This window comes from Kitasatospora sp. NPDC017646, from assembly GCF_044329365.1.
Taxonomy (GTDB): Bacteria; Actinomycetota; Actinomycetes; order Streptomycetales; family Streptomycetaceae; genus Kitasatospora.
In genome coordinates this window covers 20,762-37,896 of sequence record NZ_JBIRJC010000034.1, presented here as the reverse complement: position 1 = coordinate 37,896, position 17,135 = coordinate 20,762, and the positions used below count along the sequence as shown (strand labels likewise).

Here is a 17,135-nt window from a genome sequence, read left to right as displayed (position 1 = left end):
GTTACTGCGGGACGATCACGTCCTGGGTGCCCGGAACCGTCCCGGCCAGCAGCACCGCGTCCACCGGGACGTTCCGCTTGACGATCGCCAGCGCGATCGGCCCCAGCTCGTGGTGCCTGGCCGAGGAGGTCACGAAGCCCAGCGACCGCCCGTCCGGGTCGGAGGCCAGCCGCACCTCGGTGCCGTGCGGGGGCAGCGTCTCCTCGGTGCCGTCCAGGTGCAGGAAGACCAGCCGGCGCGGCGGGCGGCCCAGGTTGTGCACCCGGGCGACGGTCTCCTGGCCGCGGTAGCAGCCCTTCTGCAGGTGGACGGCGGTGCTCAGCCAGTCCACCTCGTGCGGGATGGTCCGGTGGTCGGTCTCGAAGCCGAGCCGGGGCCGGTGGCCCTCGATCCGCAGCGCCTCGTACGCCCAGACCCCGGCCGCCGGGCCGTACCCGGCGGCCAGCTCCGCCAGTTCCGCGCGCGGCACGAACAGGTCGCGTCCGTGAGGGAGTTCGCGGACGGCGGCGGCACCCTCGACGGAGCCGGTGGAGCCGGCCGGCAGGTGGACCACGGCGTAGTCGGCGGTCGCGTCGGCGACCTCCACCCGGTAGAAGAACTTCATGCTCTCCAGGTAGGCGACCAGCGCGCCCTGGGTGCCCGGCTCGACGTGGGCCCAGGTGGTGGTGCCGTCGTCCACCAGGTAGAGCGCGTGCTCGACGTGCCCGTTCGGGGAGAGCACCAGCGCCTCGGTGGCGTGCTGCGGCTCCAGCCCGCTCACGTGCTGGGTGAGCAGCAGGTGCAGCCAGGAGAGGCGGTCGGCGCCGGAGACGGTGACCACGCCGCGGTGCGAGAGGTCGACGAAGCCGGTGCCTTGGGACAGGTTCCGTTGCTCGCGGAAGATGTCGCCGTAGTGGGCGGCGACGCCCTCGTCGGCCCCCTCGGCGGGGACGGCTCCGGGCAGGGCAAGCAGCGGACTCTTCACACCGGTCATACCGGCCAGCTTACGACCGGCCGTCCGCCTGCTTCGCCGTGCAGTCGGCGCAGCGGCCGAAGATGGCGAAGTGCTTGAGGTCGGTGTCGAAACCGTGCTCCTCGCGCAGCCGGTCGATCAGCGGCTGGGCGATCTCGGTGCCGGTCTCGGTGACCTCCTCGCAGTCCCGGCAGACCAGGTGCAGGTGGTGGTGGCGGCCGGCCAGGTGGTAGGTCGGGGCGCCGTGGCCGAGGTGGGCGTGCGAGACCAGGCCCAGCTCCTCCAGCAGCTCCAGGGTCCGGTAGACGGTGGAGATGTTGACGCCGCTGGCGGTCTTGCGGACGTGGCAGAGGATGTCGTCGGGGGTGGCGTGGTCGAGGACGTCCACGGCCTCCAGCACGAGCTGCCGCTGGGGCGTGAGGCGGTAGCCGCGCTCGCGCAGGTCGGCCTTCCAGTCGCCGGAGAGCTGCCAGTCGGTGGTGCCGGTGTCCGCCACGGTTCTGTCCCTGCCAAGGTCGGGGGTCCTGAGGCAAGTGTAGGGACCGGCCGGGGGCCGGTCCCTACCTCGTGCGCGGACTGTGCGACGCCTACTTGAAGAAGGCGATGCCGTCGTCGGGCAGGTCGTTGATGTCCTTGATCAGCTGGGCCGGGCTGAGCACCTTCTTCAGCTGCGCGGACATGTACGGGCGCAGCGGCACGTTCGGAGCGGCCTTCTCGCCGACCCAGAGCAGTTCGCCGTTGACGAAGCCGTACAGCCGTTTGCCGCCGGAGTACTCCGGGGAGCCCTCGATCCGGGCCACCGCGTCGGTGGAGACGTCGACCTGCGGCTTGCCGTCGGCCAGCTCGCCGTACCAGATCTCGACCGTGCCGTCGTCACGGACGGAGGAGATCTCGATCCCGCGGGCGCCGGTGGTGCCGTCGTGGTTGCTGGTGATGCGCCAGAACGCGTGCTCGTTCTCCAGCGGACGGACCTTCTCGCCCTCCTCGTTCAGCACCCAGGTGCGGGAGCGGAACTCCAGGAAGGGGCGGCCGTCGTGCCGGATCACGATCTCCTGGCCGAAGTTGCACTTCTCCGTGCCGGGGAAGTCGTAGACGCCCGCGCCCTCCCAGGTGCCGAGGAGGAAGGCGAGCGGGACGACGTCCTTGTGGAGGTCAGAGGGGATCTCGATCATGTTCCTGGTCGCTGTCGTGGTCGGTGCGGTCTGCCTCAACCGTACGGCAGGGTCAGCGCTGGCCCTGGTACAGCTTCATCACCGAGAAGATGGCGAACCAGGTGATCAGCACGGCCATGAGGGCCAGCAGACCGTCGAAGAACATTTCCAGACCGGACACGGGGGGCTCCCAGGCGGCGACAGTTGTGGTGGATTTTGCGGGCTCACTCTATCCGTCGTGCTCCGGCCGGTCGCGGTGAGCCCCGCCACGTCGGGTTTCGCGCCCCGCGCACGGGCGCCGCCCAAGGTTTCCCCAAGGGATTCCGGGATGACCTCGGACGGGGGTCACGCGCCCTCTAAGGTGGCGCCATGTCGAAGAAGCTCGTCATCAAGGTCACCGCCGGGGCGGACGCGCCGGAGCGGTGCTCGCAGGCCTTCACGGTGGCGGCCGTGGCCGTCGCCAGCGGGATCGAGGTCTCGCTCTGGCTGACCGGGGAGTCCTCCTGGTTCGCCCTGCCGGGGAAGGCGGCGGAGTTCGAGCTGCCGCACGCCGCCCCGCTGCCGGACCTGCTGGAGTCGATCCTGGCGGCCGGCTCGGTGACGCTGTGCACCCAGTGCGCGGCCCGGCGCGGGATCGAGCAGAAGGACACCGTCGAGGGCGTCCGGATCGCGGGCGCGCAGGTCTTCGTCAGCGAGATCACGGCGGACGGCGTCCAGGCGCTCGTCTACTGACCCGCCCCGCCTACTCGGACTTGTCGCGCTTGTCGTGCGGCTCGTGGTCGGGGCGGTCCCGGTCGTGGCCGGGGTCGTCCCACTTCGGGTCGTCCCAGCGCGGGTCGTTCCACCAGTCGTCCTCCGGATCCCGCTTGTTGGCGAACACCGCGGCGGCCGGCGGGATGACCATCGCGACCACGCACAGGCCCACCGCGGCTCCCACCGAGAAGAACCGCACCACGCCCCAGGCCAGGACGAACAGGCCCACGCACACGCCCATCATGGCGTAGTAGTAGCGCCGCCGGCGCCTCGTCTGCACGTCTTCCACGGTACGGCCGAGGGCCCCTGCGCGGCAGGGGCCCTCGGTGTGATCGTCCGTCCTGGTCAGACCGCGATCGCGACCTCGACGGCGGTGCCCTGGGAGGCCACCACCTGACGGTCCACGGTCTGGCCCGGGACGAGCGCCCGCAGGGTCCACTTGCCCGGGCGGGCGAAGAACCGGAACTGGCCGGTCGCCGAGGTGGGCACCTCGGCCGTGAACTCGTTGTTCTCGTCCAGCAGCCGGACGTAGCCGTTGACCGGCTCACCGTCGCGGGTCACCGAACCCTGGATGATCGTCTCGTTCGCCACGTCAACTCCTGCCAGGTCCGGGCCGCCGGCCTTCGCACCGCACATGTCTGGTATTCCCTTCTGACTTACGGGTCGAGCCGGGGCTCAGTTGCTGCCGAGCTCGATCGGCACGCCGACCAGGCTGCCGTACTCGGTCCACGAACCGTCGTAGTTCTTGACGTTCTGCTGGTCGAGCAGCTCGTGCAGCACGAACCAGGTGAGCGCGGAGCGCTCGCCGATGCGGCAGTAGGCGATGGTGTCCTTCGCCAGGTCGATGCCCTCGGCCTCGTACAGGGCCTTGAGCTCCTCGTCGCTCTTGAAGGTGCCGTCGTCGTTGGCGTTCTTCGCCCACGGGATGTTGCGGGCGCTCGGCACGTGGCCGGGGCGCTGCGACTGCTCCTGCGGGAGGTGCGCCGGGGCGAGCAGCTTGCCGGAGAACTCGTCGGGCGAGCGGACGTCGACCAGGTTGAGGTTGCCGATGGCGGCGACCACGTCGTCGCGGAAGGCGCGGATCGAGGAGTCGGCGGCCTGGGCGGTGTACTGGGTGGCCGGGCGGGCCGGGACCTCGGCGACCAGGTCGCGGGAGTCCAGCTCCCACTTCTTGCGGCCGCCGTCCAGCAGGCGGACGTCGCCGTGGCCGTACAGCTTGAAGTACCAGTAGGCGTAGGAGGCGAACCAGTTGTTGTTGCCGCCGTAGAGGACGACGGTGTCGTCGTTGGCGATGCCCTTGGCGCTGAGCAGCGCCTCGAAGCCGGCCTGGTCGATGAAGTCGCGGCGGACCGGGTCCTGGAGGTCCTTCTTCCAGTCGATCCGGACGGCGTTGCGGATGTGGTTCTTGTCGTACGCGGAGGTGTCCTCGTCGACCTCGACGATGACGACCTTCGGGTCGTCCAGGTGGGCCTGGACCCAGTCGGCGTCGACCAGGACGTCGCTGCGGCTCATGGTGATGTTCTCCATCCGGGGGCGGTTGGCGGAAGGTGCTGCTCAGCAGGTGCTGCAGGGGTGCCCGAGCGGGTGCGGTCCGACTCCCGTCCGAAATCCCGTCCGAATGACGGGACGGAGGAGCGAGCCGGGGCGACCGGGCGTGGACGTGCGGGGTACGGCGGCGACCACCGGCCCGAAGAGCCGGGCGAGGTCACCGGAGAGATCGGCGGCGGGCTTCAACTGCCCTGCCAGGACGCCGACTCAGCGCATTCGACACAGACAGGCGGCCACGCGGCACAGGTCGACCGCCCGCCGCTTCGTGAGATCCGTCTGTCGCTTCATGCCGACGATGCTAGGGACACCGGCGGCCTGCTGTCACCAGCGTATCGAATACCGAGATCGAAACGGTCGAATACTGGGATTCAGCCTTCGCGCACTCCGGCGGGCCCGGGCCGGACGCCCGGCGGGGGCCCACAACGGGCGGAAACGGCACCGCTCCGCGGGTCGCGCTGGACAGCGCGTCTCGCGGAGCGGAACGGCGACGGAGAAGGAGGAGAAGAAGGGGAGCGGAGCCGGAGCGACGGCGGAACGGCCCCGGGTCAGCCCAGCAGCTTGACGCCCTTGCCCTCGAAGGACAGCTGGAGGCCCTCCGGCAGCGGCGTCACGCCGTCCTTCGCGGCCAGCTTCAGGCCGGCCGGCATGGAGTCCAGGGTGAAGCTCGCCGGCTCGACCTTCCGGTTGGCGAGCCCGGCGAACATCTCGGCCAGCGAGCTCAGCTTGAGGCCGTCCACCGTGACGGTGTTGCCCTCGTTGTGCACGGTGGCCTCACCGACCGAGACCGGACCCAGCGAGGCCTTGACCTTGCCCGGTCCGCCGTACGACAGGCTCAGCCGGGAGTTGGCGCCGCCCGGCAGCGGGGCACCGCCCATCAGCTGGGAGGCCGGGGGCAGCAGCTGGGCGAGGTCCTGGTAGGTGATCACACCGCTGCCGGTACCGCTGTCCATCGTGGCACTGTTCAGGCTGTCGCTCACCTCGACGCCCGAGAGCCTGGCCTTGAAGGAGTGCAGCCCCACCTGCTGGCCGTTGTTCCGGACGGTCAGGCCGTCCGAGGAGATCCGGACGTCGTCCAGCTTCTTCGAGACCACCTGGGTCAGGAACGGGAAGCCCTCGATCGTGACGTCCGGCCGTTGGCTCATCTGGCCGCTCTTCACCAGCCGGTCGGCGGCTTCGTCCTCGGCCACGCCGACCGCGATCCGGTCCGCGCCCACCAGCAGGCCGGCGAGCACCGCCAGACCGATCGTCGCCTTCAGCCATCCGCGCATCGTGTCCCCCGTCGTCGCCGGTCGCCGTCACGTCCGGAGCCGTCCGGACGCGGCTCCTACCGCACGACCGTACGACGTCCCGCCCCGGAAGGTGGTTCCGGGGCGGGACGCGGTCGTGACGTACCCGGCTCAGCCGGCCAGCAGGTCGGTGGCCATCCAGATCAGCGGCGCGGCCACGGCCAGCGGAAGCGCCACGCCCGCCGTCATGTGCACGAAACGGGACGGGAAGTCGTACGCCGCGACCCGGCGGCCGATCAGCGCACCCAGCCCGGCGAGCGCACCCAGCGCCACCGGCGCGCCCACCAGCAGACCCAGCAGCACCGCCGCGACCAGGCCCAGCACCGGGCCCAGCTGCTTCGGGCCGGGCAGCGGAGCCGCCGCCAGCAGGGTGGCCAGCGCCACCGCGCCCACCCCGGCCGGCACCCACTCGGCCAGCAGCAGCGTGGTGCACAGCGCCGTCACCACGGTGGCCGATCCCAGCACCGTCAGCGCGTAGAACCGCTCCTTCGGATCCGACGGACGGAACGTCTGCAGCACCAGGACCAGCAGGAAGAACCCGCCCAGGGTGCCCACCACGGCCGCCGCGTCGCCGTTCGAGTCCACCAGCAGCACGGCCGCGTCCGCGGTGAGCCCGGCCAGCGCGGCGAGCAGGATCCCCTGGCGGGCCGGCCACATGCCGTTCAGCCGGAACCAGCCGGCCGCCGTCAGCAGCTGCAGCAGCGCGACCACCAGGGCCAGCGCCACCTGGCCCAGCGCGGCACCACCGGCCAGCAGCGCGGCCGTGCCCGCGGTGATCAGAGCCGGCTGGAGGCCCGGGTCGATGATCGGCGAACCGGTCCGGCCGCCCGGGGCGGCGGTCGGCGCCGCGAGCGGGGTCGGCTGCGCCGGGAGGGAGCCGTACGGCGGGGCGGCTGGGGCGTCCGGGCGCTTGAGCGTCATGGTCGGCGGGTCGAAGCCCGCTCCGTCGACGGGCGGCGCGGCGGCGGGCATCCCGGCCGGGGGCATCCCGGCGACGGGCGGCGCGGCCTGCCGCGGGGCGGGCTGCGGCGCCGGGGCCGCGTGCCGCGCCCGCGAGGGCTGCTGCGGCGGCTGCGGCTGCTGCTGCACCGGAGGCTGCCCGCGGTGCTGCGGCGGGGCGACCGGCATCGCACCGGAGACCCTCACCGGCGGCAGCAGCGTGGTGGCCGCCGCGTCGTCCAGCGCCGGGACGGGCGGCAGCAGGGTGGTCGCCTCGGCGTCCTCGAACGCGGGCACCGGCGACATCAGGGTGGTCGCGTCGGCGTCGTCGAACGCGGGCACCGGCGGCAGCAGCGTGGTCGCCGCCTCGTCGTCCACCGGATAGCCGTACGGGTGCTGCGGCGCGTGCCGCGGTGGCTGCTGCGGATGCGGATAGGGCTGCTGGGGCTGCTGCGGCCAGTTGCCGTAGCCGCCGCCGTGGTTCGGGTTGTTCATGTCCGTCACGCCGCTCAGCCTCCCGCGAACGGCGGGAGGACCTCGACCGTCCCGCCCTCGGTCAGGGCCACGGTCCCGTGGTCCCGGCCGCCCACCTGCGCGCCGTCGACCAGGTACGAGCAGTGCCCGAGCAGCTGGATGAACCTCGGCCGGTCGGCGTGCCGCTCCTTGGCCGCCGTCAGCGCCTCCGCCAGGGTCGCCGCCTCGTACGGCTCCTCGGCCAGCCCGGCCTCGGACTTCGCCGCCGCCCAGTAGCGGATCGTCCCGCGCACCCGGGCACCGCTCGCGGGCTCGGTGGTCGCGCCCATCGGGCCACCCCTTCCGTTCGTCCTCGCCCGGCCCCGGTGGCCCGGTCCGGCTCGCCACCGGAGTTCCCGCCCGACCACCCGAACGATGGACCCGGGCAGCGCCGCCGATGTGCGTCCCATGATGGCGTGTCCGCCGGTCCGAGCGGCAACCGGCCTGGCCGGACGGGCCCTGGGCGGCGCTCGAAGCTGTGTCCAGGCTCACCCGGCGCGCGCCCGGATTGGGCGAACCGCCGGATTCGCCCACTCCCGGTGCGGGGGGCGGTCGGCTATCCTCGTGCACCAAGAGGGATCCGGGCAGAGTCGCCCCCGGGTCCTTTTGTGCTTTCAGGACGCCAGTACGGACGTTCGTGCGATTCGCCGGCCCACCCCCGGCGCGCCGCAGGAACCGCCCCGCCTCTCGCGGCACAAGGACGTGCCGGCCGGCGGGGTGTCGCCACCCGGCGCCGGGCCGCCACCCGGGACCGGACAGACCGGAGGGTTTCGCGGGATGAGCAGGGCAGGAACGGTGCGCCAGGGGTTGCGGGACCCCCGGTGCGCCGTGCGCTCCCCCGAAGCCGCCCGGGCGTCCTTCCCCCTCCCCTCAGCACCTGCGTCCTCCGGCTGCGGCGGCAGCCGGGACGCGACCGCGACGACCCGGAAAGGGGACCACCGGGTATGAGTTCTCTCCTCCTCCTGACCAACGCGCTGCAACCGTCCGCCGAAGTGCTGCCGGCCCTCGGCCTGCTGCTGCACAACGTCCGGGTCGCACCCGCCGAGGGATCGGCCCTGGTGGACACCCCCGGTGCGGACGTCATCCTGGTCGACGGACGGCGCGACCTGCCGCAGGTCCGCAGCCTGTGCCAGCTGCTGCGCTCCACCGGCATCGGCTGCCCGCTGATCCTGGTGGTCACCGAGGGCGGCCTGGCCGCCGTGACCGCCGAGTGGGGCATCGACGACGTCCTGCTGGACACCGCCGGCCCGGCCGAGGTCGAGGCCCGGCTGCGGCTCGCGCTCGGCCGGCTCCAGGTCGCCGTCGACGACAGCCCGATGGAGATCCGCAACGGCGACCTCTCGGTCGACGAGGCCACCTACTCCGCCAAGCTCAAGGGCCGGGCGCTCGACCTCACCTTCAAGGAGTTCGAGCTGCTCAAGTACCTCGCCCAGCACCCCGGCCGGGTCTTCACCCGGGCCCAGCTGCTCCAGGAGGTCTGGGGCTACGACTACTTCGGCGGCACCCGGACGGTGGACGTCCACGTCCGGCGGCTGCGCGCCAAACTCGGCGTCGAGAACGAGCAGCTGATCGGCACCGTGCGCAACGTCGGCTACCGCTTCGTCGTCCCGGAGAAGGCCGAGAAGGGCGAGCGCCCGGACCTCTCCCAGCGTCCCCCGGCCCCCCTGGAGGCCTGACCGGGCCGGGGCGCGTCTGACGACTCCCGCCGGGCGCGCGAATCGTCAGACACGCCCCGGGCGGGCCGTCCACCGACCGGTTCGTCCTGATTGCTCCCGGCGCGCCCCCCGAAGTGGCCCAAGTCCCACTGCCGCCCCGGGGGCCACACGCGTAGACTCCCCCCGTGGCCAAGGTGACGCGCGACGATGTAGCCCGACTGGCTGGGACCTCGACCGCGGTCGTCAGCTACGTGATCAACAACGGGCCGCGCCCGGTCGCGCCCGCGACCCGGGAGAAGGTCCTCGCGGCGATCGAGCAGCTCGGCTACCGGCCGAACAGCGTCGCCCAGGCGATGGCCTCCCGGCGGACCAACCTGATCGGCATGGTCGTCCCCGACGCCCGCCAGCCCTTCTTCGCCGAGATGGCCCACGCCGTCGAACGGGCCGCCTCCGAGCGCGGCAAGCTCGTGCTGATCGGCAACTCCGACTACGTCGACGACCGCGAGGTCCACTACGTCCGCGCCTTCCTCGGCATGCGGGTCTCCGGCCTGATCCTGGTCAGCCAGGGCCCGTCCCAGCGCGCCGCCGAGGAGTTCGCCGCGATGGAGGGGGCGAAGGTGGTGCTGCTGCACCGCCGCCCCGAGGCGATCGACGACGTCGCGGTGGTCACCGACGACGTCGGCGGTGCCGAGGCCGTCGTCCGCCACCTGCTGGAGGTGCACGGACACCCGTACGTGGCCTGCTTCGGCGGCCCGGTGGAGTCCCCCGCCCCCGGCGACCCGGTCATCGACCACGTCGAGGGCTGGCAGCGCGCCATGGACGCCCACGGCGTCCCCACCGCGCCGCACCTGATCGACGCGCCCTTCCACCGCTACGGCGCGTACGACGTCGCGCTCGACCTGCTGCGCAGGCCGGACCGGCCGCGGGCGGTCTTCTGTTCCACCGACGACCAGGCCATCGGCGTGCTGCGGGCGGCCCGCGAGGTCGGCCTGCGCGTCCCCGAGGACCTCGCGGTGGCCGGCTTCGACGATGTGCCCGAGGCCGCGCTCGCCGACCCGCCGCTGACCACCGTCGCCTCCGACCGCGACGCGATGGCCCGGGCCGCCGTGGACCTGGTGCTGGACGACTCCCTGATGGTGCCCGGCTCGGACACCGAGCGGGTCCGCAAGTTCCCGTCCCGCCTGGTCATCCGCCGTTCCTGCGGCTGCGACGGCGCCGCGCCCGGGCGGCCCCTGCCGGAACAGCCGGACGGAGCAGCCGGAGCGGAATGACCGATTCCGCTCCACAGGTGGCCTGACCAGGCTTTATGAGAAGCCAACGCGCTTCTCGGGGCGTTCTGAGCCGCTTCTCATCCGGTCCTCATCCACCAGGCGGAGCTTGGTCGGCATGAGCGAACAGCAGCAGCACCCCGACGAGCAGTACGGCCCGTACGAGCAGCCCCGCGTGATCGAGGGCACCGTGCTCGGCCACGGCGCCGGTGGCACCGACCCGCGCACCGGGTACGGCCGGCCCACCGGGTACGACCAGCGCGAGGACCACTCCGGCGGCAGCTACGACGGACCGCCCCCTCCCCCGCCCATGCCGCCCGAGCCGCCCACCCTGCTGGGGCACCTCTCAGAGCCCCAGGGCCCCGACGTCCACGGCCACCGGGCCCGGCGCGGCCTGCTGCGCGGACGGCTCGCCCTGGTCACCGCCGTCGCCGCGATCGCCGCCGTCATCGGCGGGGTCACCGGCGGGGTCGTCGCCGCCGACCGGCAGTCCTCCGACACCCGCGTCGGCACCATCGCCAGCCCGGTCTCCGCGCGCACCGACGGCACCGCCAACGTGCCCGCCATCGCCTCCGCCGTCTCCCCCAGCGTCGTCCAGATCACCGTCAAGAGCGGCAACGGCACCGCCACCGGCACCGGCGTCGTCCTCAACGACAGCGGCCAGATCCTCACCAACTACCACGTGATCGACACCGCGACCGACGGCAGCGGCCGGATCACCGTCACCTTCAAGGACGGCTCCACCGCCCCCGCCACCGTCACCGGCACCGACAAGAAGCTCGACGTCGCGGTGATCACCGCCACCGGCGCCAAGAACCTCAGCCCCGCCGTCCTCGGAGACTCCTCCACCGTGGCCGTCGGCGACCCCGTCGTCGCCATCGGCAACCCCGACGGCCTCACCGGCACCGTCACCTCCGGCATCATCAGCGCCCAGAACCGCGACGTCACCGTCCAGCTCGACGAGGGCAGCACCAGCGGCAACGGCGGCTTCGGCTTCCCCAACCTGCCCGGCCTGCGCGGCAGCATCCCGCAGCAGCAGAGCGGCGCCGACACCACCACCTACAAGGCCTTCCAGACCGACGCCGCTCTCAACCCCGGCAACTCCGGCGGCCCGCTGATCAACGCCAACGGCCAGGTCATCGCCATCAACTCGGCCATGTACGCCCCGAACGGCGCCAGCTCCACCGCCGGCGGCGGCAGCAGCACGGCCGGCAGCGTCGGCCTCGGCTTCGCCATCCCGATCAACGACATCAAGCAGGTCCTGCCGAAGCTCGAAGCCGGCCAGAGCCTGTGAGCCACAATCACTGAGAGCCGGTAAGCGTCCGCGAGGCGGACAATTGCTCCCAGCAGGCCCTCCACCCGACGAGAAAGGGCACCAGCCCATGACCCCGTCCGCCGACGACCGCACCACCGCCGAGGCCGGCCACCCCTCCGCCCGGCTCCTCGTGGTCGACGACGAACCCGCCCTCCGGGACGCCCTGGAGAGCAGCCTCGCCTTCGAGGGCTACGAGGTCGCCACCGCCACCGACGGCTACGAGGCCCTGGAGGCCGTCGAACGCGACAAGCCCGACCTCGTCCTGCTGGACATCATGATGCCCCGGATGGACGGCCTCACCGCCGTCCGCCGGATGCGCTCCCGCGGCGACACCGTCCCCGTCCTGATGCTCACCGCCCGCGACGCCGTCGGCGACCGCGTCACCGGCCTCGACGTCGGCGCCGACGACTACCTCGCCAAGCCCTTCGAACTCGACGAACTCCTCGCCCGCGTCCGTGCCCTGCTTCGCCGCAACGCCCTCGCCGCGGAGGCCGCCGCCCGCGCCGCCGCCGAGGACGACAGCGAGGTGCTCGCCTTCGGCGACCTGCGGATGAACACCGCCACCCGCGAGGTCACCCGCGGCGGCAAGCCCGTCGAACTCACCCGCACCGAGTTCATGCTGCTGGAGATGTTCCTCGCCCACCCCCGGCAGGTCCTCACCCGCGAGCAGATCCTCAAGGCGGTCTGGGGCTTCGACTTCGAGCCCTCCTCCAACTCCCTGGACGTGTACGTGATGTACCTGCGCCGCAAGACCGAGCAGGGCGGCATGCCGCGCCTCATCCAGACCGTGCGCGGCGTCGGCTACGCCCTTCGCCCGGCCGCCGGCGCCGGCGCGTGAGTACAGTTCCGCCCCCGCCTCTGACGCCGCCACGCGTTCCCCGGCGGCGCCGGCTGGCGCACTGGCTCCGATCGCGCTCGCTGCGCGGCCGCCTCACCTTCCTGAGCGCGGCCGCGGTGGCGGTGGCCATCGCCATGTCGGCACTGGCGTGCTGGTTCATCGTTCACAAGCAGCTGTACGACCAGGTGAAATCGGATCTGGTGAGCGCGCCCCCGGCACTGCCCGGAAAGCTGATCTGCTATCCCACCCCGGAGGACGCGCTGGAGAACCAGCGCGGCGGCATCATGCCGGAGATCAGCGGTGCCGTGCCCCGGGACACCCAGTTCCTCTCGTCAGCGGGAGTTTGTCTGCCCCCGGGTGCGACCAAGGCCATCGTGACCAAGCCGGAGGACTCCGCAGCGTTCCGGCTCGCGTCCGGACAGTCGATCATCCGGGACGGGAAGTACACAGACGGAACCCCCGCAATGATCCGGCTGACTGTGAGCCACAGGTTCTCGGTGCCTGCGGTCGTCATGGTGGCGACTCCCACCCAGTCCGTCGAGGACTCCCTCCAGGGCCTCGCCATCCTCCTCGGTGCGGTCTCCCTCGGCGGCATCCTCCTCGCCGCCGTCGCCGGCCGCCTGGTCGCCCACTCCTCCCTCAAGCCCGTCGACCAACTCACCGGCGCCGTCGAGCACATCGCCCGGACCGAGGAGGTCGGCACCACCATCCCGGTGCGCGGTGACGACGAGATCGCCCGCCTGTCCACCTCCTTCAACTCGATGAGCACCGCCCTCGCCAACTCCCGCGAGCGCCAGACCCGGCTGATCGCCGACGCGGGCCACGAGCTGCGGACGCCCCTCACCTCGCTGCGCACCAACGTCGACCTGCTGATCCGCAGCGACGCCACCGGCCGCCCGCTGCCCCCGGCGACCAAGACCAAACTGCTGGGCAACATGAAGGCCCAGATGCAGGAGCTCACCGTGCTGATCGGCGACCTGCTCCAGCTGTCCCGCCCCGACACCCCGAAGACCGGCCCCAACCTCACCGTGGTCGCGCTGCACGAGATCGCCGACCGGGCCGTCGAGCGGGCCAAGCTCCGCGGTCCCGGGCTGGTCTTCGAGGTGAGCACCGAACCCTGGTACGCACACGGCGACGCGGCCGGCCTGGAGCGGGCCGTGATCAACCTGCTGGACAACGCGGTCAAGTACAGCCCGCCCGGCGGCACCATCGAGGTCCGGCTCCGGCAGGGCGTGCTGACCGTGCGCGACCACGGCCCCGGCATCCCACCGGACGAGCTCCAGTACGTCTTCGACCGCTTCTGGCGCTCCCCCTCCTCGCGTCAACTGCCCGGCTCCGGACTGGGGTTGTCGATCGTCGCGCAGAGCGTCCGGGAGGCGGGCGGCGAGGTCACCCTCGGCCCGGCCGAGGACGGCGGCCCGGGCGCGCTGGCCACCGTACGACTGCCCGGCGGCCTCGCCCCCGAGTGACGGTCAGCGGGTAACGGAACGGGCGGGGCGCCCCGACAGCGCCCCGCCCGTCCTCATCTCCGGCGCACGGTCAGTCGATGTCGCTGCCCGGGCCGAGGACCTTGATCCGGTCCTGCGCCGGCGGCTTCAGCGGCGAGCCCGCCGCGCTGTGAGCCGCCAGGTAGGCCGTGAAGACGTCCAGGTCGGAGGCGCCGACGAGCTTGTCGGTGCCGGCCGCGAAGGCCGGGAAGCCGTCGCCGCCGCCGGCCAGGAACTCGTTGGCCGCGACCCGGTACTTGGCGGCCGGGTCGACCGGCGCGCCGTTCAGCCGGACCGAGTCCAGCACCACCCGGTCCGCGCCGGTCTTGCGCATGTCCAGGGTGTAGTGGAGGTTCGAGGACGCCTGGAGGACCTTCGGCGCCGCGTCGTTGAGGCCGCTCACCTGCTGCTGCAGCAGCTGGATCAGCTGGGCGCCGGTCAGCGTCTTGACCTGCATCATGTTGGTGAACGGCTGGACGGTGAACGCCTCGCCGTAGGTCACCACGCCGTCGCCCTCACTGCCCGAGGCCTTGTACACCAGGTCCGAGCGGAGACCGCCCGGGTTCATGAAGGCGACCTGTGCCCCGCCCTTGTCGGCCGGGGCGAGCCCCTCCAGCTGGGCGTCGGCGATCACGTCGCCGAGCGGCTTCTCCAGGTCACCGCTGCCACGGCCGTTGATGTCCGCCGAGATGTAACCGACCGGGCGGTTGGCCTTCGGGGCGGCCAGCTTGGCGTAGTGGTCGATCAGCGCCGTCATGTCCGGGGCCTTCGGGACCGTGCGGCGCACCACGTGGTTCTCCGCCTTGACCGAGGGGCGGACGATCTCGCCGGTGGTCTTGTCCAGCTTCATGTCGATCTCGGTGAACAGCCGCCCGAAGGAGGCGGCACTGGTGACCGAGCGCGGCACGCCGTTGGGGTCGGGGATCTCGCAGGCGTACGCGTTGTGGGTGTGGCCGGTGACGATGGCGCCGACCGCCGGGTCGATGTTCCTCGCGATGTCGACGATCGGACCGGAGACGCCCTGGCCGGCCGGGCCGCAGTCGTAGTTGTAGACGCTGCTGGCCGGGTAGCCGCCCTCGTGGATCAGCGCGACGATCGAGTTGACGCCCTTGGCCTTCAGCTCGGCGGCGTACCTGTTGATCGTGGTGACCTCGTTGGCGAACTTCAGGCCCTTGATGCCCTCGGCGGTCACGATGTTCGGCGTGCCCTCCAGGGTGACGCCGATGAAGCCGATCTTCACGCCCTGGGACTTGGTCACCCAGTACGGGGGCAGCAGGGTCTTGCCGGTCTTCTCGTCGGTGACGTTCGCCGACAGGTAGTTGAAGTTGGCGCCCTTGAAGGTCCGGCCGGGCTCGTAGCAGCCGTCGGTCGGGTGGCAGCCGCCCTCCTGCTTGCGCAGCAGCTCCGCCGCGCCCTGGTCGAACTCGTGGTTGCCGACCGAGGTGACGTCCAGGCCGAGCTTGTCCATCGCCTCGATGGTCGGCTCGTCGTGGAACAGCGCCGAGGTGAGGGGGCTGGCGCCGACGATGTCGCCAGCCGCGACGGTGATCGAGTCGTCGGCCGGGATCCGCGCCTCGCGCAGTTCGGTGGCCAGGTACTCGATGCCGCCGGCCGGGGTGGAGACCACCTGGCCGGTGGCCGGGTCGACCTCCTTGATCGTGCCGGAGGAGCCGGCCGGGGGCTCCAGGTTGCCGTGGAAATCGTTGATCGCCAGCAGCTGGAGGTTGACGGTCTTGTGACGCTTGGCGTTGGCGTCGGCGGCCTGAGCGGCCGTCGGCACGGCCACCGTGCCGAACAGACCTGCGGCGGCGACGACGGCGAACGCCGCCCGTCGGGATCTGACGGTGAGCATGAGGGGTCCCCTGCACCTTGGAGGACCACGCGGCGGCGGAGGACACCGGCGCGTGGGCGATGAGTTGCGCGAGTGCAGCCTAGGGTCAACGCGCGTAGCTGTCAGGACGTGGAACGTAACGAGAGGATTACCTGCTGACGAACCATCGCCCCCGGACGGGGACCGGCAGCCTGCACACGAACGCTCTCCCCTCCGGCTGACCTCCGGTCAGGCCCTGGCCGGTCCCGGTCAAACTCCCGGCTCCGCCGCCAACTGCCTTTCTGCCCGCACCCGTTCGGCCACGGCGTCCTCGGTCATCGCCCGGTCGGTGTACACCAGCGGCCGCTCGGTGTCGGTGATGATGTGCTTGACCACCTGGACGTTGCCGTTGACGTCCCACACCGCGATGCCCGGCGACAGGGTCGGGATGATCTCCACCGCCCAGCGCGGCAGACCCAGCACCCGGCCGGTGGCCCGCGCCTCCTCGGCCTTCTGCATGTAGATCGTCCGGGTGGAGGCCATCTTGAGGATCGCCGAGGCCTCCTTCGCCGCCGCGCCGTCCACCACGTCCGACAGGTGGTGCACCACCGCGACGAAGGACAGCCCGAGCCGGCGGCCGAACTTCAGCAGCCGCTGGAACAACTGGGCCACGAAGGGACTGTTGATGATGTGCCAGGCCTCCTCGACCAGGAAGATGCGCTTCTTCCGGTCCGGCCGGATCCAGGTGTGCTCCAGCCACACCCCGACGATCGCCATCAGGATCGGCATCGCGATCGAGTTGCGGTCGATGTGCGAGAGGTCGAAGACGATCAGCGGCGCGTCCAGGTCGATGCCGTCGGTGGTCGGGCCGTCGAACATGCCGCGCAGGTCACCGTCGACCAGCCGGTCCAGCACCAGCGCCACGTCCAGGCCCCAGGACTGCACCTCGTCCACCGCCACGCCCAGCGACTCCACCGAGGACAGCTCGGGGCTGCGCAGCGTGTCGATGATGTCGTTCAGCACCGGCTGACGGTCCTTCACCGAGGCCACCACGTGGGCGTGCGCGGCCTTCAGCGCGAAGCCCGCCCGCTCCTCCAGACCGCGCCCCATCGCCACCTCGATGATGGTGCGCAGCAACGACAGCTGGCCGGTCTGGGTGATCGCCGGGTCCAGCGGGTTGAGCTTCACCCCACCGTCCCGGGCCGCCATCGGGTCCAGCCGGATCGGCTTTATGCCCAGCGCGTCGGCGATCAGGTTCCACTCGCCGACGCCGTCCTCGCCCTGCGCGTCGAGCACCACGACCTGCCGGTCGCGGAACCTCAACTGCCGCAGCACATAGGTCTTCTCCAGTGCCGACTTGCCGTTGCCGGACTCCCCCAGCACCAGCCAGTGCGGGGCCGGCAGTTGCTGCCCGTACAGCTGGAACGGGTCGTACACGTAGCCCTTGCCGCTGTACACCTCGCGCCCGATGATCACGCCCGAGTCGCCCAGCCCCGGTGCGGCCGTGGGCAGGTAGACCGCCTGCGCCTGGCCGGTGGAGGTGCGCACCGGCAGCCTGGTCGTCTCCACCTTGCCGAACAACAGGCTGGTGAACGCGTCGGTGAGGTTGCCGAGCGCCAT

At 71.9% G+C, this 17,135-nt stretch carries 18 protein-coding genes; 6 read left to right on the top strand and 12 right to left on the bottom strand.

Translation table 11 applies throughout. The features are described 5' to 3' along the window. Position 1 precedes the first annotated feature (1 nt). The 3 genes from ACH4J0_RS33520 to ACH4J0_RS33510 all read right to left on the bottom strand — a co-directional run bounded on the left by ACH4J0_RS33520 (position 2) and on the right by ACH4J0_RS33510 (position 2,124). Entirely contained in the window at positions 2-964 is a 963-nt protein-coding gene (locus tag ACH4J0_RS33520; protein ID WP_396244789.1) for a YgfZ/GcvT domain-containing protein, read from the bottom strand. Between the two features lie 19 nt (positions 965-983). Then, the gene (locus tag ACH4J0_RS33515; protein ID WP_396244746.1) at positions 984-1,448 is read right to left on the bottom strand and encodes a Fur family transcriptional regulator; all 465 of its coding nucleotides are present in this window, start codon (positions 1,446-1,448) and stop codon (positions 984-986) included. A gap of 91 nt (positions 1,449-1,539) precedes the next feature. Next, entirely contained in the window at positions 1,540-2,124 is a 585-nt protein-coding gene (locus ACH4J0_RS33510; protein WP_030288985.1) for an FABP family protein, read from the bottom strand. Positions 2,125-2,472: 348 nt separating this feature from the next. Here ACH4J0_RS33510 and ACH4J0_RS33505 point away from each other — a divergent pair, with 348 nt between their 5' ends. Continuing rightward, complete coding sequence (locus tag ACH4J0_RS33505; protein ID WP_396244745.1) at positions 2,473-2,835, top strand: DsrE family protein; 363 nt, start codon at positions 2,473-2,475, stop codon at positions 2,833-2,835. Positions 2,836-2,845: 10 nt separating this feature from the next. On the opposite strand, the gene ACH4J0_RS33500 is transcribed toward ACH4J0_RS33505, so the two are convergent. The 7 genes from ACH4J0_RS33500 to ACH4J0_RS33470 form a co-directional block, all read right to left on the bottom strand. Next, entirely contained in the window at positions 2,846-3,100 is a 255-nt protein-coding gene (locus ACH4J0_RS33500) for a hypothetical protein (protein ID WP_396244788.1), read from the bottom strand. A gap of 101 nt (positions 3,101-3,201) precedes the next feature. After that, positions 3,202-3,492: a DUF1416 domain-containing protein gene (locus tag ACH4J0_RS33495; protein ID WP_030288989.1), complete on the bottom strand. Its 291-nt coding sequence runs from the start codon at positions 3,490-3,492 to the stop codon at positions 3,202-3,204. A 39-nt stretch (positions 3,493-3,531) separates the two neighbouring features. Next, positions 3,532-4,368 carry a sulfurtransferase gene (locus ACH4J0_RS33490; protein ID WP_396244744.1) on the bottom strand — a complete coding sequence of 279 codons (837 nt, stop codon included), beginning with the start codon at positions 4,366-4,368 and terminating at the stop codon, positions 3,532-3,534. Between the two features lie 243 nt (positions 4,369-4,611). After that, the gene (locus ACH4J0_RS33485; RefSeq protein ID WP_350517234.1) at positions 4,612-4,692 is read right to left on the bottom strand and encodes an Ms5788A family Cys-rich leader peptide; all 81 of its coding nucleotides are present in this window, start codon (positions 4,690-4,692) and stop codon (positions 4,612-4,614) included. 257 nt (positions 4,693-4,949) lie between these two features. Beyond that, complete coding sequence (locus tag ACH4J0_RS33480) at positions 4,950-5,672, bottom strand: DUF2993 domain-containing protein (protein WP_396244743.1); 723 nt, start codon at positions 5,670-5,672, stop codon at positions 4,950-4,952. A gap of 129 nt (positions 5,673-5,801) precedes the next feature. After that, complete coding sequence (locus tag ACH4J0_RS33475) at positions 5,802-7,133, bottom strand: hypothetical protein (RefSeq protein ID WP_396244742.1); 1,332 nt, start codon at positions 7,131-7,133, stop codon at positions 5,802-5,804. 5 nt (positions 7,134-7,138) lie between these two features. Then, positions 7,139-7,432 carry a MoaD/ThiS family protein gene (locus ACH4J0_RS33470; protein ID WP_396244740.1) on the bottom strand — a complete coding sequence of 98 codons (294 nt, stop codon included), beginning with the start codon at positions 7,430-7,432 and terminating at the stop codon, positions 7,139-7,141. Between the two features lie 654 nt (positions 7,433-8,086). Here ACH4J0_RS33470 and ACH4J0_RS33465 point away from each other — a divergent pair. The 5 genes from ACH4J0_RS33465 to ACH4J0_RS33445 all read left to right on the top strand — a co-directional run bounded on the left by ACH4J0_RS33465 (position 8,087) and on the right by ACH4J0_RS33445 (position 13,687). Continuing rightward, positions 8,087-8,818 (top strand): winged-helix domain-containing protein, encoded by a 732-nt coding sequence (locus tag ACH4J0_RS33465; protein WP_396244739.1) that lies wholly within the window; start codon positions 8,087-8,089, stop codon positions 8,816-8,818. A gap of 164 nt (positions 8,819-8,982) precedes the next feature. Continuing rightward, the gene (locus ACH4J0_RS33460; protein WP_396244738.1) at positions 8,983-10,068 is read left to right on the top strand and encodes a LacI family DNA-binding transcriptional regulator; all 1,086 of its coding nucleotides are present in this window, start codon (positions 8,983-8,985) and stop codon (positions 10,066-10,068) included. 115 nt (positions 10,069-10,183) lie between these two features. After that, a complete protein-coding gene (locus ACH4J0_RS33455) occupies positions 10,184-11,359 on the top strand; it encodes a S1C family serine protease (RefSeq protein WP_396244736.1) in 1,176 nt (391 codons plus the stop codon). 88 nt (positions 11,360-11,447) lie between these two features. Further along, on the top strand, positions 11,448-12,218 hold the full coding sequence (locus ACH4J0_RS33450; RefSeq protein ID WP_396244734.1) for a response regulator transcription factor: 771 nt from the start codon (positions 11,448-11,450) through the stop codon (positions 12,216-12,218). Continuing rightward, positions 12,215-13,687 (top strand): sensor histidine kinase, encoded by a 1,473-nt coding sequence (locus tag ACH4J0_RS33445; protein WP_396244733.1) that lies wholly within the window; start codon positions 12,215-12,217, stop codon positions 13,685-13,687. Before ACH4J0_RS33450 ends, ACH4J0_RS33445 begins: the two co-directional genes overlap by 4 nt. A 70-nt stretch (positions 13,688-13,757) precedes the next feature. Here the strand turns inward: ACH4J0_RS33445 and ACH4J0_RS33440 are convergent, their stop codons facing one another. Continuing rightward, complete coding sequence (locus ACH4J0_RS33440) at positions 13,758-15,557, bottom strand: bifunctional metallophosphatase/5'-nucleotidase (RefSeq protein WP_396244732.1); 1,800 nt, start codon at positions 15,555-15,557, stop codon at positions 13,758-13,760. Positions 15,558-15,785: 228 nt separating this feature from the next. Continuing rightward, positions 15,786-17,135: an ATP-binding protein gene (locus tag ACH4J0_RS33435; RefSeq protein ID WP_396244731.1), complete on the bottom strand. Its 1,350-nt coding sequence runs from the start codon at positions 17,133-17,135 to the stop codon at positions 15,786-15,788.

Coding starts and splice junctions, on each gene's coding strand:
- ACH4J0_RS33470 (WP_396244740.1), bottom strand. CDS start 7,432: ATGGGCGCGACCACCGAGCCCGCGAGCGGTGCCCGGGTGCGCGGGACG.
- ACH4J0_RS33485 (WP_350517234.1), bottom strand. CDS start 4,692: ATGAAGCGACAGACGGATCTCACGAAGCGGCGGGCGGTCGACCTGTGC.
- ACH4J0_RS33465 (WP_396244739.1), top strand. CDS start 8,087: ATGAGTTCTCTCCTCCTCCTGACCAACGCGCTGCAACCGTCCGCCGAA.
- ACH4J0_RS33510 (WP_030288985.1), bottom strand. CDS start 2,124: ATGATCGAGATCCCCTCTGACCTCCACAAGGACGTCGTCCCGCTCGCC.
- ACH4J0_RS33490 (WP_396244744.1), bottom strand. CDS start 4,368: ATGAGCCGCAGCGACGTCCTGGTCGACGCCGACTGGGTCCAGGCCCAC.
- ACH4J0_RS33440 (WP_396244732.1), bottom strand. CDS start 15,557: ATGCTCACCGTCAGATCCCGACGGGCGGCGTTCGCCGTCGTCGCCGCC.
- ACH4J0_RS33455 (WP_396244736.1), top strand. CDS start 10,184: ATGAGCGAACAGCAGCAGCACCCCGACGAGCAGTACGGCCCGTACGAG.
- ACH4J0_RS33450 (WP_396244734.1), top strand. CDS start 11,448: ATGACCCCGTCCGCCGACGACCGCACCACCGCCGAGGCCGGCCACCCC.
- ACH4J0_RS33500 (WP_396244788.1), bottom strand. CDS start 3,100: ATGATGGGCGTGTGCGTGGGCCTGTTCGTCCTGGCCTGGGGCGTGGTG.
- ACH4J0_RS33435 (WP_396244731.1), bottom strand. CDS start 17,135: ATGGCGCTCGGCAACCTCACCGACGCGTTCACCAGCCTGTTGTTCGGC.
- ACH4J0_RS33495 (WP_030288989.1), bottom strand. CDS start 3,492: ATGTGCGGTGCGAAGGCCGGCGGCCCGGACCTGGCAGGAGTTGACGTG.
- ACH4J0_RS33505 (WP_396244745.1), top strand. CDS start 2,473: ATGTCGAAGAAGCTCGTCATCAAGGTCACCGCCGGGGCGGACGCGCCG.
- ACH4J0_RS33480 (WP_396244743.1), bottom strand. CDS start 5,672: ATGCGCGGATGGCTGAAGGCGACGATCGGTCTGGCGGTGCTCGCCGGC.